This window comes from Paenibacillus sp. FSL R5-0701, assembly GCF_037973995.1.
GTDB lineage: Bacteria > Bacillota > Bacilli > Paenibacillales > Paenibacillaceae > Paenibacillus.
Genome location: NZ_CP150230.1, coordinates 3,253,025 through 3,268,886, shown reverse-complemented (window position 1 = coordinate 3,268,886; position 15,862 = coordinate 3,253,025). Strand labels below are relative to the sequence as shown.

Sequence of the window (15,862 nt, the reverse complement as noted above, 5' to 3'; positions counted from 1 at the left end):
CACTTTGCGCCAGAATTATTGCCTTACACGCCAATTGGAAGGTGTATCCCCTTCCCAGGTCTTGAAAGCACGATAGAACGAATTCTGATCTTCATATCCAACCAGAAATGCCACTTCTTTGATATCGAGCGAAGGATCTGCAAGGTACGCTCGGGCCTGCTCACGTCTGGCCTCCGTTAATAATTGCTTGAAGTTTGTGTTCTCCTCCGTCAGTCGCCGCTGCAAAGTACGATCACTCATGCGAAGCTCTTTGGCAACTGTTTGGATGTCAGGGCGCTTTCCTGTGAGGCTGCGTTTCATAATCCATTTGACCACTTCAGTAACGGAACGATTGCTCTCTTGTTCGTCCAGCGACCGATCCAGAGCCGGGGTCAGAATCTCCAGTAACTCCTCGTTATACGATAGAAATGGAAGACTCAGATCTTTCCGTTCCAGCGTCAGCCGATTATAGTTGGAATTTGTATCGACTCGGCAGCCGAAGTAAGCCTCAAGGGTTGCTACGTCACCCATCGGTTGGGAGAACTCAACCCGTTTTGCAGTCAAAGGTTGTCCTGTACCCCTCCGTCCAAGTTCGATCAGAAATGCCAGCGTAATACCCACCAGTAATGGCGGACCTTGTTGCTCCTTACGTAACCATTCGAGTTCAATGAACAATTCCTCACCTGCTTCGGTAATCTGCAAACTCTCGGGAGGACACATTTGCTTGTAACGCACCATGCGATTCAACGCATCACGATAATCACGAGCATGGTACATCGCCAGTACAGGCGGAGGATACTTCGATATTTCATATCCGGTTGCAAGTTTGATGATTCCTTCAGCGGTGTCCCCATTGAGATCAGAGTAGGCCTGCCAGATTGCGAAGTATTGAGATTGGGTCACTACAGGTTTATTTATTGTCTCAAGAGATAGTTGTGCTGTGCGAGCGATGTCGTCGGCACCAATCCCTAATTGATGTAATCCAGCCCAAAAGCCTGGATGAACTTTAATTCGATCATTCGGTTGAAGTTGCATGTATACATACTCCTTTAACTTGTTCTATTTTTATTCTGATTTCTAATTATAGAATGGATGTACCTATTTTTGAATCTTATCTCAGCGAGCCATTTCCGGATAATACGCAAACACGACTGCCCATGAATGGTCAGTCGTGTTCAAGTCAATCATTCACTATATTATGAAAGAATGCACATTTTGTATGTTCAGCTACTCATTCAATGCAGTTTTGATCAGGGCATTCACCCGTGAGTTAAACAGCAGACCGATATGGGATACGAGGGAAACCGAAACGTTGTTCGCCCCGTTCAACCGGGAAAGTACCGGGGACACAATCGTGTCACTGGTGGAATAGATCGAAGTCACCTTTATTCCACTCGGAGCTGTCGTTGTGGTCAATCGATTAGCCCCGCCAAGGGTAATCAACTTATCCACTTTGGAAGCGCCTCCACGGTTAAGTATGTAATAGAGACTATTAGCTCCACCCATGCTATGAGCTATAATATTGACTTTTGTATGACCCGTTTCGCGCAGAACATCATCTACGAATCGACTAATTGCTGCGGAGTTCAACAGCTGGTTTCCTTGTTTGCTAGGAAGGTCAATCGCAAATAATTCGTCTCTTGTCCACCCTTGGCTACGTAAATAACTCTCAATTGCTGTAAAATTGCTATCTGAACCAGTCAATCCATGTACCAATACAATGGGTGTACGTGCCGTAGCCGCAGAAGCCTTTGAACTCGATCCTATTCCAGTTATTGATAAGGCAAGGATCATACTCATGAATACAACAAGTATTAATTTGGTCTTTTTCACTTCATTACCCTCCTGTAAAATGTTTTATATTCCATATATTACAATCTAACATATGGAATATAAATGAACCTTTAGTCTCATTTTTACAGGAGTGTCTAAAGCAGACTACAACCAACATGGTTACGCTATTATCAAACTCTAGTTCTGTACTTCTTATCCTTCAACGATATCTGCACGTAGATCCGTTGCAATCTCAATCATTTTGGGAACAATAGCTTCGTTAGAAATAGCTACATACAGATCCCCCATGTACAAACGAAAAGCAATCTGTGCACCCTCAAGGTCCCACATAAAAAAGTCCCCCTCGATGGTCATGGTGCTCTCAGCTCCTACAATGTTAAGAACCGGTGAATAGGTAAAATCGGGTTGGGATTCGAAGTAGAGTTTGCACTCTTCCAGCGAGATGGATTGTTCCGCATTGCTTTCTTGCATGGATCGGGTAATTCGAAAACGCTGATTCATTGATTTGCCTCCAAAACTTTATTAATATATACATGTTCCACAGCAATATATTTTCTCATTTCCGTCTTCCACTGTCAAAACCAACCATGCTCTCTTCTTACAATTCATATATACTGAATACAGTGCACAACGAATTTCTACAATCAGGAGGAGTCAAATCAATATGTTGAAAACAGAATTCATTGATGTACTATCCATTGTCTCACATAAATTATATGATTCGGCTGCTAACGTCATGGACACGGCAAGCAGGTTAATTCCTGCAAATACGTTTTGTATTGCCCAGTTGGATCATCTATCTACCAAAGTTCTGAACGTATATAATCGTGACAAACTAATTCTGGGTGAGGGGCTGGTCGTTGATAACGCCGAGTCATACTGTGCACTTGTGACTGAACATTCCCAAGGCCCGTTAGTAATCAATAATAATCTAACCCATCCACTAACCAGACATATGGACGCAACCGAATTCGTAGGTGGATGCTCATTTGTCGGTGTGCCCATACATAATGAGAACGGAGAAATTTACGGCTCCCTCTGCTCATTTGATCAGGATTTCTATTCCTATCAACAAAAGGACGTGGATCTGCTTCTGGCCTTGTCTTCATTTTTCACGAGTCTTCTTGAGATGGAAACAACTCTGCAACAGTTAAAACAGGCGGAAGAGACCGCTGCAAAAGTGCTTGAAGAAAAGAAAAATTTGCTGGCCGTTCTCAGCCACGAAATCCGGACGCCAATGAATGGTGTTCTTGCAATGGCCAATCTGTTGCAATCGACCAGGCTGAGTGAGGATCAATCGTTATATGTTAATGTCATTGAGTCAAGTGGTACCAGCCTTCTGTCGATGATGGATCAAATTCTAGACTACTCCAAAGCAGAAACTGGTGCGATCTCTCTGGAGATCAAATCTTATAGTGTCACTGAAACAGTTGAACATGTATTACAATTATTCTCTTCTGAAGCACAGAAAAAAGGAATTAGGTTGTACGCAGAATACAATATTACTGATCATCTGATGCTTATGGGTGATCAGCACAAAGTTCGTCAGATTCTAATCAATCTCGTTGGGAATGCGCTTAAATTCACTGAAAAAGGGGAAGTATGTATCTCTACTGAGGTATCTGCTGATAAAAAAGGTACTCTCCATGCATCCTACGAGATAAGAGATACGGGCATCGGTATCCCGCAGGATCGTCAGGATCTGTTGTTCAAATCCTATTCCCAGATTCATGGTAATTCAGGAAAGTATGGCGGAGCGGGGCTGGGCTTGTCCATCTGTAAACAACTCGCTGAATTAATGGGTGGCGTTGTATGGCTTAAAGAGTCCAGTCCTACGGGCAGTCGGTTTGTCTTTAATATCTCCAGCGCTGCACCCTCCGTCCATGCGAAAATCTGAATGATGAATATATTATTCTATCTGAACGGATAGGAGGTATATATGTTGACACAATTTCTGGATGCAAGATCATCGCAAAATGCTGCGTTGTTTAATTCTATTTCCATACCGATTCCAGTGATTAACACGCCTCAGTTATTCGGCCAGATTGGTCTGCAGACTGCCGGAGCGGGACCCAACCTAAGAGTCTCCCTAAAAGGAACCATAACGGTACAATTACCACTTGCCCTATTTCAAGTGAGGATTATTATTGTAAGAGGTACAGTTGCAACCGATCCGATTGTTTACTCCGGAAACTACACGTACGGTCTGAACGGTCTGCTTAACCCTGAAGTGATCGTTTTCTCTGCCAATGACTTTAACACACCGATCGTGCCACAATTAACCTACAGCGCATTTATCAGTACCAACCTGCTCGGAACGGTTCGAGTTGGCCCAGAGAGTTTCGACGGATTTGTCGTTTCGGATTAAAATGAACACCTCCACCCCCATACTCTTAATCTGTTTGTTCATAAAGATTAAGGTGTGGGGGTGTTCCAGTTTACATTGAATCAGTTACCAAAATAAACATCCAGCTTACCCGTGGGCGGCGTTGTGGCCATCCACACTGCTGCGAGATTATCCGGACTAACTGTAGCCGCAGTAATATAATCTCCAATGAGTACTGTGGGCATCGGAGAGTTGCCGTTTGGATTAAAAGATGTAGTTGTGATACGTCGATTGGAGAAGCTGGTCCCGCCATCAAATGATTCCGCAACAAAAACGTCCAGCAGGAATCCGTCAATTCGATTGGAGTAATAAATAACCCTGATCGTCCCTGCAAAAGGTGATACGGTTATCGACGGGAAAAAATTCTGTGTACCCGGTGGCGCGCCTGTGATACTGATGGGGTCTGACCATAAAAGGCCATCCGGAGATTCACAGAGTAAAACATCGGTATATCCGGCACGTGCATCATTCCAAACGGCATACACAGTTCCACTGTTAGGTCCAACGGAAATATCTGCTCCCAGACTTAGGTTGGTCTGCACTCGAAAAGCATAATTTGGCACAGGTAAAGGCGAAGGTGCCGGTACTACGGATGAAATAAACGTTGCCTGTCTTTCCAGAAGAGGTTGATAGGTAATGCCCCCATCGTACGAAATACGTAATAAAGCGGACGGACTGGCAGGACCCGTAATGATATATCCTGCATAGACTTGACCCGAGAATCCAACAGCCAACGCTGCCCGGTCATGAATTCCTCGCGGATTCGACTGTCGGTCAGGTGGCTCCCAGGTTATCCCCTGAGTGAGCGATCTTTGCGTAAATATAGCGGAAGATGCGGTAGCAAGCGGAGTATATCCGACATATGCATGGCCTCGATAAGGGCTACCTGGAGAACGATCAACAGCTATTAAAGGCTCATCATTATGAACAATAGTACCGAACCCCGCTTGGACGATAACCGGTGGCTGCCACGTAAGTCCATCATCAAAAGAAGTATAACTCGCAATCGTCCCATCATTGATCCCGTTAAACAAATGTACGGTAACGATAAAGGTATTCGGAAACGTATAGTCTATCGTAGGCGCCTCTGCTCCTGCATACCCTGCCGGTTGAGGAAGCACAGTGGTGGTCCAGGTACTGCCTCCATTAATGGAACGATAGAAACCAGTCAATGTTGGCCCGGTACTGGTATCCACAGCTACCACGCACATAATATTCGGGTTCAGCGTATTAACTGCAATTGAGGGTTCGAATTGACTGCCTGCCAAAGCCCCGGTAATATTCACAACTACCATCTGCTCACCTCGATTCCTTTAAGGGATATTTGTGAACCGGTCAATTAATGTCATCTCCGATTGAAGTACACGTTGGATGATCTGACCTGTAGAATTAACACCGTATACATGAATGATCGTACTTGTAGCACTAAAATAATCGCTTTGCACCTCGTAAAAAGCAGCATTGATCAATGGATAGATTAAGCTTCGGGTCGCTTGAGGTAGTAATTCAAACAGATCATGACCTATAGGTATGCGCGCAGTTTGAGTGGTGTCCCATCTGAAAATTTCCAACTCAATACTGACTGGAGCATTAAGGGAATCATTAATGCACGTTACAATGAGTTGAGTGGATTGGGTTTCACCCGATGTTGGATTGTAAATAAAACCCGTAGAGTTTGGCAAAAAGCACACTCCTTCCGCAATATATAGTAAAGTATATTCGTTTTTCTGCTACCGTTATGACTAGGATCTCAATTGAATATTGGATCTACTTGCAAATTTTGTTATGCTAGATTACTAGATTACTGTTCATAACAAAATTCTACTATCATGTTCGGAGTTGGAGGACACAAATCATGCTTATTAAACGTGTAGGAAAAATCGCCGCGGTTACTGTAATTGCTCTCTCTATCCTTGGAAGTACACCCAATATCGGTGGAGCCTATGCTGCCCCAGCCATTTCAGTACACTTGGATGATGTTCCCCTGAAGTTTGATGCAGCTCCACGAGTTGATAAAGGTGTCACTTACGTCCCGTTTCGGACGGTCGGGGAAGCCCTAGGTATCGATATTACCTGGAACAGCAGATCACAGACTGTAAAAGCAACGAACACTGTGAAAGGACAAACTACTGAGGTACTATTACAAGTTGGCAGCACCACAGCGACCGTAAATGGAAAAAAAGTTACACTTGCTGCAGCACCCGTTCAGCGCGAAGGACGCGTGCTTATTCCACTCAGTTCTTTTAGTAATCAATTCGGTGTAAGTGCAAGCTGGAATCAGGCAACCAAGACGGTCTCCCTTATCTCCCCACAACGCGAGATGCACCTGAGAGCCTTCTATGCATTGCAATCCTTTCAAGAAAAGGACCTTATTACTTCCATGAATTCCGTGGCCTTTGGCTGGAGCCGCATTGATCGTGAAGGTCAGTTCACGCTCCAAGGGGATGAGTACCGTCTCCCTGCTGCTGCGGGTGATGTTACACCGCAGTCTATCGTTGCTGACGCAGCAGATCAACAGATCCAACCACAGCTCATGGTGTATGCATTGGATGGAAACGGCGAACTGACCAAAGTTCTGAGCGACAGCAGTCTGCGGCAGAAATCGATTGAAGGTATAACTGCTGCTGTAGCAGAGCATGGTTTTGGCGGAGTTGTTCTGGATTTTGAAGGACTGGGCTTCAAACTGGATGCGGTAGAACAACAGAGGCTGCTCAATGCTTACGTGAAGCAATTAAGAAGCTCCTTGCCCCTCGACACAGCTTTATCTCTGGCGGTACCGCCGCTAAATAGTGCTTATAAAGGGTATGATTACAAAACACTTGCCTCCATCGCAGATGATCTGATCATTATGGCCTATCAGTATAATCCGGTTGGCACCAAATCTCAGGTACCTGAGCCAAATAGTCTTGTGGATCAGGCGATCCAATTAGCCATACAGGCCGGTGTCCCAAAGAACAAGCTTTTGCTCGGAATCAGTCTAAGCAGTGAAACGCCGTCCTCTGTTGATGATAAGCTCGGTCTCGCCAAACGTTATAACCTCAAAGGAGCCGCGTTCTGGCGTCTGGGTCTGTTCCGTTCCTACAATACGAAAATGGAAGATGCCGTGAATGCTTCTGTGATCAAAGAGTAAACATTCTGACTGGATACAGCTCACTTAAATAAAAGAATGACCACGCCTCTGGTACTCAGAGACTTGGTCATTCTTTCTCCATCATTTCACTTCATAAATTTATCCACACTTCCAAATAAAAACTTCACAATCTGGGTAGGACCAGGCAAACGGGGCTGAAAGAGAAGAATGATCCCAATTACTGCCGCCACTGCAGTAATTCCCGCGCTTACTATTCTGGCTCGCTTCTCTTTGCTGCTCTTCCACTCTCCATACACTATCGCAGTCGCCAGCATCAAAATCCCAAGGATTGAGCCTAGTTTCATGCAATCACCTCTATTCTCAGGCTTGTAACAGGAGCCATTTGTGTTCAACTTTCGTCCTCATCAGGTATCCCCTGTGGTCCTGTTGATTTTCCGGTACGTTCTACGTGTGCATCTACGTTGACTTCCACGTCCAATTCAGGATAAATGGTTTCCCAGTTCTTCTCCTGCGCCTTCCATTGGTGCGGATAATATCTGCGGAATTCAACTGCGAATTTAAAGAAATCGGAGCGCAGCTCTTTCTGAGACATGGCTAAAGCATCATGAGCCAAAGATGTGAGCTTAGCCGACCATTCCTTTTCCAGTTTAGTTAGTACAGCGGGATCAGTCAGATTGGCATCCGTCGTATTTAACACCACTTCTCCCCTGGTTTGGATGTCGACCTTCATACTCCACTGTTGGTTTACAATTCGCGGCTTCAAGGAGGTTTTATTTTCAAGGAGTCTTATCGAGAAAGAACCCTCTAACGGCTCAAACTCAACGGGCATGATAATGTTGTTCAGTTCTTTTGCAAGTAGTAATACACCTACGCTTAGTGGTTCTTTGATCGTCTTGACATAGCGATCCTTCTTATACATACTCAGGCCTTTCACATATGGCGTTGTCGTCAGTTTATCCTGATCGGGCTCCGGAGGTAAGATTAACATGCGAGACAAAATAGCGGAACAGCTCGGACCTTCAATAGATTTAGCCAGTTCAAGGGCAGTGACACGTGTACCTAACTTCAGATTGGCCATCTCACGTAGCGATTCAGCAGAACTTCGCTCCAGTGGATCAAGTAACGCAAGGATATCTTTCGCTGCCTTTTCGCTGGAAAAGACATATGCATGCTCCCTGAACTGAGGGTAACGCAGGAAAAAATCGATATACTCGCGGATACCGCGTTTGCCAGCTTGCTCACTAATGATGATGACTTCGCAGTGGCCCCAGAACATATTTCGTGGAACTTTACGTTGTAACCGATTCAATGCCTCGGCAATTGTACGTCCTTCCGCTGTTCGAATCATTGTTACCCCGCTTGGACTGCCTCCACTCCCACTGCTATCTCCTGCACTCGCCTTTCGCGGAATGAAAATCTGTGAAGTCAACTGTACTTTGCCATCTTCATAATCTATACCAGTAGCCAGCACGATAGCCAAATCGTTAATCTCGATACGATCCCAACATCCACTTAAAAGCACACAACACAATATTGGCATTAGTAGTACTCTAAATATTCGCAAGTGCTCCTCCCCCCATCAATCAGGTGTTCGCTCGATTCTTCCGAAAATGTGCCCACCCTTTCTTCAGCCATGCAACACCATAGATCATAGCCGGAAGGATTAATAAAATACTGATCGTATACAAATTGGCTGAAGCACTAACCAAACTGGAAACACCAGATCCACCGGACACAACCCAGTAAGCAAATACCATGCACAGAAACGAAAGTGGACCAACCACAGGTTTGTAGTCCCGCAAACCAAACCATTCCGCGGTTGATGTAGCAAAGATATATAGAAAAACGGAAATTTTAACGAAAATACCGAAAATCCAGATGGCAATAATAAGGGATTCGATATGCTGCAGAAAGTCTGCAATGGTTATGTATCTTGCTGCGATCATGACTGGAAATACAAATGTATCCGTCAAATCACCAATTAAAAACAGGCAAAACAGATTGGTAACTGTCATTGCAGTTGTTGTAAATACAAGGGAACCCAGCATGACCCGGGTTATTCGTTTTTTTTCATTCACATAAGGTAGCAGAAAAGCCAACACAATATACTCACTAAACCATGCAGCAGGTGCAGCAGCCCCGGTAATAATGGGAATTGGACCTTTCTCCATAAAAGGAAACAGCTCGGCAGGATTCAATTCACCAATCAACAATATAAAGATCAAAGCCAGCAGCACGATCAGCAGGGTAACAAACACCTGAGAGGTTCGTCCGACAACTTCAATTCCGAGTCTAACATTAATCGCACATACAACAACCATCGTACCCATCACAACAAACAAAGGTGTACGCGGAAGTGCATTATTGACAATGAATTCACCGTATTCCCGAATAATCAAGCCCGTCAGGTGGGGCAAGAAAGCGATATAGATCAGACCGAATAACTTGCCCGGAATCCGACCGACGATCAATACACTGGATTGAATGAGCGTTTTTCCTGAATACAGACGATCAAGTCCAACGGAAATACCAATAGCAGCCAAACCAACGATAGAACCTATGATTGGAGTCATCCACATGTCATGTCCCGCATAGTGCATTGTAATTCCAGGCACAGATAAGATAGCCGTCGCGATAATGGCGGGAAAGACCATAAATGCCAATTGAGTCACCGATATTTTCCCTTTGTCCGTCAACATATGTAATCCCGCTCCCTGTTTGCTCGAATGTAGATTGTTCTAGTGTGGTTTGTTCCTTGGGGATGGACGCCACCATACATCCTTAAGTTCCTTAGCCATCGTAGGTGCTACCGGTGAGAGATAAGGTGTTCCAAATGAACGAAGACTGCTTAGATGAATGACAACCAAGATGACTCCCAGCATGACACCCGTAAGTCCCAGTGTTCCTGCAAGAAACATCATGGGAAAACGTAGCAGACGGGTCGCGATGCTGGCAGCATAGCGGGGTATCATGAAAGAAGCGATACCGGTAATCGCGACAATGATAATCATGGGGGCTGAGACAATTCCGGCACTCGTCGCCGCTTGCCCAATAATTAAGGCTCCCACGATACTGACCGCTGATCCGACCTGCTTTGGCAATCGGACGCCAGCCTCACGCAATGCTTCAAAGGCGATTTCCATAATGAGCGCTTCCACCAGTGCGGGAAAAGGGATCTCTTCTCTCGCCCGAGCAATACTGAGAAGTAATACGGTAGGAATCATCTCCTGATGAAACGTCGTAATCGCTACATAAGCCGATGGAAGCAGCATGGATAAAACAAAAAAAATGTATCGCAGCCAGCGTACAAAAACACTCATGAACACATTTTGATAATAATCTTCAGGGGATTGTAACATGGAAAAAATGGTCACTGGCGCGATAAGGGTAAAAGGCGTTCCGTCAACGAGAATAGCAAAACGACCTTCCAGCAAGTTGGAAACGACGACATCCGGGCGCTCCGTCGCAATCATCTGTGGAAATGGTGAATATCGCTCATCGACAATCCCTTCTTCAATGTATTGACTCTCCAGTACGTCTTGGAGCTTTAAATCGGCAAGTCGTGTCTGCACTTCCTTAACAAGTTTGGGGTCAATAATCCCCTCCATGTATACAAGTGAAATACTGGTGTTTGTACGTTCTCCCATGTTACGTGTATGAATCTTCAATGCAGGTGTTTTGAGGCGTTTGCGCAGTAAAGACATATTCATGGTCAACGACTCTGTGAACCCATCCCGTGCACCACGCACGGTCGATTCAGCTAACGGTTCCTCCGTTGAACGATTTGCAGCTTGGTATAGAGGATATGTAGTTCCGCCTATTGAACCGTCCAGCAGTAACAGAGCTTCTCCTTCTAATATGGCCTGTACTGCCTGAGTAGTCGTTTCAACATGCTTAACTGAAGCTAGAGGAACTTGCGCAGCTTCGATCCCTGTTTCCTGAAGGGGCATTAGTACCTGGCGTTCCAGCCGCTCCGTATCGCATACACCAACACAATATACGCATAATGCTGATGTAAGACACGCGGTTTGGAATGTATGAAATACAACGTCCGAGCAACCCGCAAAAACGGAGCGTAACATTTCTTGATCAATAGCAAGATTTCCGGTTAATGGCAGGTCCTGTTGTGTTATCTCTGATGTGTCCATGACGCCTCCCCTTTCCGTAAACACTCCGTCCAGATATTCTCAGTTAAAGGTATCCTTTACTTATCAGATGGGATATATACGCAAAATATAGAATGCCAAAAAAGCCGCCCTCATGAGCGACTCTGATGATATAAAACGTTAATCATTTCTGCGAATCCGTTGATCTTGCTCTTTGCAATTCCCTATTTTCTATTGATCCCTATCCTTTCACTGCACCCAAAGCAACACTCCCAATAATCTGTTTGGAAAATATAGAGAATACAATAATAATAGGCAGGATTGAGATCGCTACCCCCAAATACAAGAGTCCATAATCCATCCCATAGTACCCCTGCACTAGCGCAACCAATACTGGGAGCGGATATTTATCCAGGGAGAAAAACAGCACAAGCGGTGTCAGGAAATTATTCCATGATCCGATAAACGTGAATATGCCAAGGGCGGCGATAGCCGGCCCCAGAATAGGCAGTACAATCTGATTAAACGTCCGGAACTCACCGGCACTGTCCACCCGCGCAGATTCAATAATCTCATCCGGGATGCTGCTATCCATGAACTGCTTGATAAAAAATACATTAAACGCATTAGCCGCAGCAGGCAAAATAATTGCGGCATAACTATCCAGAAGTCCCATCATGCTGAATAGTCGATATACGCCAATCAAAGCCAGTTGACCCGGTACCATCATGGTTGCTAACAGAAACAGGAACAACCCGTTTCGTCCTTTGAATTTAAATTTGGCAAATCCATACGCAGTTAAGGCCCCAATATACAGAGACAATACGGTCGATGTTCCGGCAATAAATATGCTGTTGGCAAACCCACGCCATATGTTGATTTTGGATACCATATTCATATAGTTATCAATCAAGAATGATCCGGGAAGAAAGGTGAACGTTGAAGCAATCGTTGCATTGTTGTGTGTGGAATAGATAAGCATCAGATAAAATGGAATAATGCAGAGCACGGCAAGACCTGTCAGCAACAGATAGATGATGATTTTGCCTGCCGTCAGCCCCCTTGTATTGGCATATTGCTGAATCGCCGCATTTGGTTGTTCAACTGATTTTGCAGTTTGCATAAGAACTCCCCTCCCTATGAACGGCTCTTCCGCTTGGTCATGATGAAGGATGCAACAGACAACAATATGATGATAATAAACAGGCAAAATGCGATGGCAGCGCCGTAACCAAATCGTGTGCTCTGAAATGCTACATTATAGAGATACATAATGCTCGTCATGGCTGCTCGGTCAGGACCGCCATTGCCGTTGGTTAGTGTAAATGGCTGATCGAAAATCTGGATGCCACCAATAATGGATGTAATCATCTGAAACAGAATAATTGGACGGAGCATCGGCACGATAATATGGATGAAAATATGTTTCTTTTTCGCGCCATCCATCTGTGCAGCTTCCAGCAATGAAGGATCAATGCCCTGAAGACCAGCTAGGTAGATGACCATGGAATAGCCGAAGTATTGAAAAAACAAAATGGATGATACAATCAGACGCATAAACCAGGGGTCATTTTTCCAGTTAATTGGATCCTGTATTATGCCGGTCTGCACCAAAAAATGATTCAGCCCGCCAGACTGCCAGTCAAAAATCAAGCTGACAAGCAATCCAAGTGATGCCGCCGTAACGATGTTGGGAAAAAAGTATACGGCTCTGAAAAAGTCCCGTCCTTTGAGCAGCTTATCATTCAAGATAAAAGCCAACACAAGTGAGATTGTGAGCTGTGGAACTACAGATACGCCCCAGATGAATAACGTATTAAACAAGGTTTTGTAGAACAACGGATCTTGTAATACGGCAACGTAGTTACCGATCCCTACAAAATCAGGTGTCGTGATCCCATCAAAGTTGGTGAAACTGATGTAGAGGGAATATAAAATGGGATACAGCCCAAAAGTGGTGAAAATAATAAAAAACGGAGCAATGAAGTAGTAGCCGTAATGGTCCTTGCGAATCGTTTTGGCAAACATGTTCTATCCCCCCAGTTATCATCGGATGTGTATATTCATTCGCTTACTTCTAGGGCGTGTCTGAAAACTCCGAAGGAAGCAGATTTTGCCGAATTTTCGTTCCAAGCAAGGAAGTTTTCCGCAGGCGTGCCGGGGCACGTCAAGGGAAAGTGAGACAGCATGGGGCGAAAAGGCGGTAAAAGATGCACTTCAGCGAGTTTTGAGACACGTCCTAAGCTAATCCACTTCCAGTTCCGGAAATCTCAAGGTAACATCACGTTTGATTCGCTTTACGACTTCATCTTTGGTCTGAATGTCCTTATTGAGATATAACTGGAGTACAATCTTGTAGATATCATTGTTAATCGTGGCATCATATTTGGTGCGTTCGTATACAGGTACCCGTTTTGCCGCCTCCGAGAAAAACTCGAAATGCTTCTGTCCTCCCAAATAAGAAGATGAGAGAGACGGGGCAAGTTCATCATTCACAACCATGTTGCTGGTGAAATAATCCTGTTCTTGCGCTAACTCGGACAGAAAATCGTGGTCAAAATTATAGAACTTAATAAACTTCCAGGCCAAATCCTTTTTCTCACTTTTACTGTACATCGCGATATAGGTTCCACCTGAACTAAAGGCTGACGGACCCTGGGCTAAGCCCCACATGCCTTCGGTATCCGGAGCGTTTGCCTTGAATGTATATTGCAAACCCCAGGTTGCCCCGGGATAAAACATGACCTCTCCTTTTTGCATGGATGCAGCGTAACCTGCACTTCCATCTTCATACTCGGCAAGTACATTCCGCTCACGTGCTTCACGTACAAGATCGAGCACTTCCAAGTACGTTGGATCGATGACAAGTTTGCCGTCCTTCACCCAAGGTATACCATCATATGAATTCGATATAGCATTCCAATTCGCCAATGCATGTACTTTATTCCCGCTAAGTTGCTGCACCTTCTCTCCAATCTCGAAGATCTTCTCCCATGTATCGATCTGTGAACCCACCTGCTCAGGATCATCGGTGCCCAGATATTTCTTCGCCAAATCCCGACGATAGTAGATGCCCCCTGGTGTTCCCTGATAACCTATCGCTCTGACATTTCCCTCACTGTCCTGTTCATTGGCCTGAACAAAAGCATATTGTTCCTGGATAAGTTCATTGGCGTTATACGGCGAAGCTGATAAATTCTCCAGATATGGAACGTCAATCAGCTCTCGAATATTCGCATTTTCAATCATAAATACATCTGGAGCCTTCGAGGTTGTCTGTAGCGCAGATTTCAGCTTGGTGATATAGAAATTACCGGGGATGTTGACAAAGTTCACTTTGATGTCAGGATATTTCTGTTCGAATTTTTCGATGGCGTACCCTGCTTCATCCGTAAAACTCCACACAGTAATCTCCTGTTGCTTGGTTTGGCTCGATGGACTGAACTGACAACCAGCTAACAACATCGCTGCACATACAAATACAATAGTTGGCTTAAACCACTTCTTCATAGGCCCCCTCCTTCAAAAAGGAAACGCTTACAATTTATTAGAGTATATTGATTTTGGAGAGGGCTTTCTCCACAAATATTGTGCATTACCCTCCATATTTTGTGATATTCGTACGATGTTTCTTACGAAATTCGGAGGGTGTACAGTCATTATATTTTTTGAAAAGACGATTATAGGAGTTAACATTGTTAAATCCATGTCCAATCGCAATCTCCAGAATCGTATCCTGACGGAACAATAAGGCCCACTCGGACTTGATAATTCGAAAATGATTCAAGTATTCCATCAGTGTTACTCCCTTGATCTCTTTGAACAGCTTGCAGACATGGAACTTGCTAAATTTAATATGTTCCGCCACCTGTTCCAGCTTAATGGACTCAGCATAGTGCTCCTCCAGGTATTCACAGACCGATTCAAGGAATTCAAATTTTTTGGATGAAGTACATGCCCATCCTGAAGATGAAGATTCATCGGTGGTAACCGGTACTTTTGTACGCAATAAAAGTATGATGAGATCATACAACCTGGATACCATTAACCATCGGTATCCGGGCTTCTGATTTTTCTTCTCGGTAATGATGTCATCTATATATTGAGTCAAATTGTTCTGACTTCCCGTATTCGAAGGAATAACTGTTGTTTTGTTGAAAAGTTGTCCGAGATCCTGAATTTCGGCTTCGGTCGTGAAACTCCCGGTTAACAATTCGAGTCGGAACAAGATAATGGTCAAATGTTCGGTCCCCGGCAAAAAGCAGTGCACATCCCCTGGTTTGATTAGCAGCACATCCCCTTTTTCCAACTCACACACGTGGTCGTTCACACCAATTCTGGCGCTTTTACCATTGACGAGAACCAGCTCAACCTCATCATGCCAGTGTGCAGCATAATTGAACTGATTTCCTGTATGAATTACCCGAATGGGAAAACCTTCTTGCATATGGCCTGTCTCCAAAAAAGTGGGTACGCCCATCGTATCACCCTCCATTTATTTCCAAT

Annotated in this window: 16 protein-coding genes; 3 read left to right on the top strand and 13 right to left on the bottom strand. The window is 44.6% G+C overall.

Annotated elements, in window-relative coordinates:
• Window positions 1–15: 15 nt before the first annotated feature.
• The 3 genes from MKZ13_RS14515 to MKZ13_RS14505 form a co-directional block, all read right to left on the bottom strand.
• Window positions 16–1,014, bottom strand: a complete 999-nt coding sequence (locus tag MKZ13_RS14515) for a helix-turn-helix domain-containing protein (protein WP_339184924.1) — start codon at window positions 1,012–1,014, stop codon at window positions 16–18.
• A 192-nt stretch (window positions 1,015–1,206) separates the two neighbouring features.
• On the bottom strand, window positions 1,207–1,779 hold the full coding sequence (locus tag MKZ13_RS14510) for an alpha/beta fold hydrolase (RefSeq protein WP_223869139.1): 573 nt from the start codon (window positions 1,777–1,779) through the stop codon (window positions 1,207–1,209).
• A gap of 186 nt (window positions 1,780–1,965) precedes the next feature.
• Complete coding sequence (locus tag MKZ13_RS14505; protein ID WP_221819423.1) at window positions 1,966–2,274, bottom strand: hypothetical protein; 309 nt, start codon at window positions 2,272–2,274, stop codon at window positions 1,966–1,968.
• Window positions 2,275–2,437: 163 nt separating this feature from the next.
• Here MKZ13_RS14505 and MKZ13_RS14500 point away from each other — a divergent pair, with 163 nt between their 5' ends.
• Entirely contained in the window at window positions 2,438–3,670 is a 1,233-nt protein-coding gene (locus MKZ13_RS14500) for an ATP-binding protein (protein WP_339184922.1), read from the top strand.
• A gap of 45 nt (window positions 3,671–3,715) precedes the next feature.
• Window positions 3,716–4,141: a hypothetical protein gene (locus MKZ13_RS14495; RefSeq protein WP_145317541.1), complete on the top strand. Its 426-nt coding sequence runs from the start codon at window positions 3,716–3,718 to the stop codon at window positions 4,139–4,141.
• An 80-nt stretch (window positions 4,142–4,221) separates the two neighbouring features.
• Here the strand turns inward: MKZ13_RS14495 and MKZ13_RS14490 are convergent, their stop codons facing one another.
• Together MKZ13_RS14490 and MKZ13_RS14485 are read right to left on the bottom strand one after the other, a co-directional pair.
• Window positions 4,222–5,454, bottom strand: a complete 1,233-nt coding sequence (locus MKZ13_RS14490) for a sialidase family protein (RefSeq protein ID WP_221819425.1) — start codon at window positions 5,452–5,454, stop codon at window positions 4,222–4,224.
• An 18-nt stretch (window positions 5,455–5,472) separates the two neighbouring features.
• The gene (locus MKZ13_RS14485) at window positions 5,473–5,841 is read right to left on the bottom strand and encodes a hypothetical protein (protein WP_221819426.1); all 369 of its coding nucleotides are present in this window, start codon (window positions 5,839–5,841) and stop codon (window positions 5,473–5,475) included.
• Window positions 5,842–6,014: 173 nt separating this feature from the next.
• Between MKZ13_RS14485 and MKZ13_RS14480 the strand changes: the two genes are divergently transcribed.
• Window positions 6,015–7,289 carry a stalk domain-containing protein gene (locus MKZ13_RS14480; RefSeq protein ID WP_339184919.1) on the top strand — a complete coding sequence of 425 codons (1,275 nt, stop codon included), beginning with the start codon at window positions 6,015–6,017 and terminating at the stop codon, window positions 7,287–7,289.
• A gap of 86 nt (window positions 7,290–7,375) precedes the next feature.
• Here MKZ13_RS14480 and MKZ13_RS14475 read toward each other — a convergent pair whose 3' ends face one another.
• The 8 genes from MKZ13_RS14475 to MKZ13_RS14440 form a co-directional block, all read right to left on the bottom strand.
• Window positions 7,376–7,594: a hypothetical protein gene (locus MKZ13_RS14475; protein WP_339184917.1), complete on the bottom strand. Its 219-nt coding sequence runs from the start codon at window positions 7,592–7,594 to the stop codon at window positions 7,376–7,378.
• A 44-nt stretch (window positions 7,595–7,638) separates the two neighbouring features.
• Entirely contained in the window at window positions 7,639–8,790 is a 1,152-nt protein-coding gene (locus MKZ13_RS14470; protein WP_339184915.1) for a Ger(x)C family spore germination protein, read from the bottom strand.
• Between the two features lie 43 nt (window positions 8,791–8,833).
• Window positions 8,834–9,949, bottom strand: a complete 1,116-nt coding sequence (locus MKZ13_RS14465) for an endospore germination permease (protein ID WP_339184912.1) — start codon at window positions 9,947–9,949, stop codon at window positions 8,834–8,836.
• 39 nt (window positions 9,950–9,988) lie between these two features.
• Window positions 9,989–11,398 carry a spore germination protein gene (locus tag MKZ13_RS14460; RefSeq protein ID WP_339184910.1) on the bottom strand — a complete coding sequence of 470 codons (1,410 nt, stop codon included), beginning with the start codon at window positions 11,396–11,398 and terminating at the stop codon, window positions 9,989–9,991.
• Window positions 11,399–11,597: 199 nt separating this feature from the next.
• Entirely contained in the window at window positions 11,598–12,479 is an 882-nt protein-coding gene (locus MKZ13_RS14455) for a carbohydrate ABC transporter permease (RefSeq protein WP_339184907.1), read from the bottom strand.
• A gap of 14 nt (window positions 12,480–12,493) precedes the next feature.
• Window positions 12,494–13,384 (bottom strand): sugar ABC transporter permease, encoded by an 891-nt coding sequence (locus tag MKZ13_RS14450; protein WP_036608160.1) that lies wholly within the window; start codon window positions 13,382–13,384, stop codon window positions 12,494–12,496.
• Window positions 13,385–13,600: 216 nt separating this feature from the next.
• On the bottom strand, window positions 13,601–14,866 hold the full coding sequence (locus MKZ13_RS14445; RefSeq protein WP_339184905.1) for an extracellular solute-binding protein: 1,266 nt from the start codon (window positions 14,864–14,866) through the stop codon (window positions 13,601–13,603).
• 85 nt (window positions 14,867–14,951) lie between these two features.
• A complete protein-coding gene (locus MKZ13_RS14440; RefSeq protein WP_339184903.1) occupies window positions 14,952–15,836 on the bottom strand; it encodes an AraC family transcriptional regulator in 885 nt (294 codons plus the stop codon).
• Window positions 15,837–15,862: the final 26 nt, after the last annotated feature.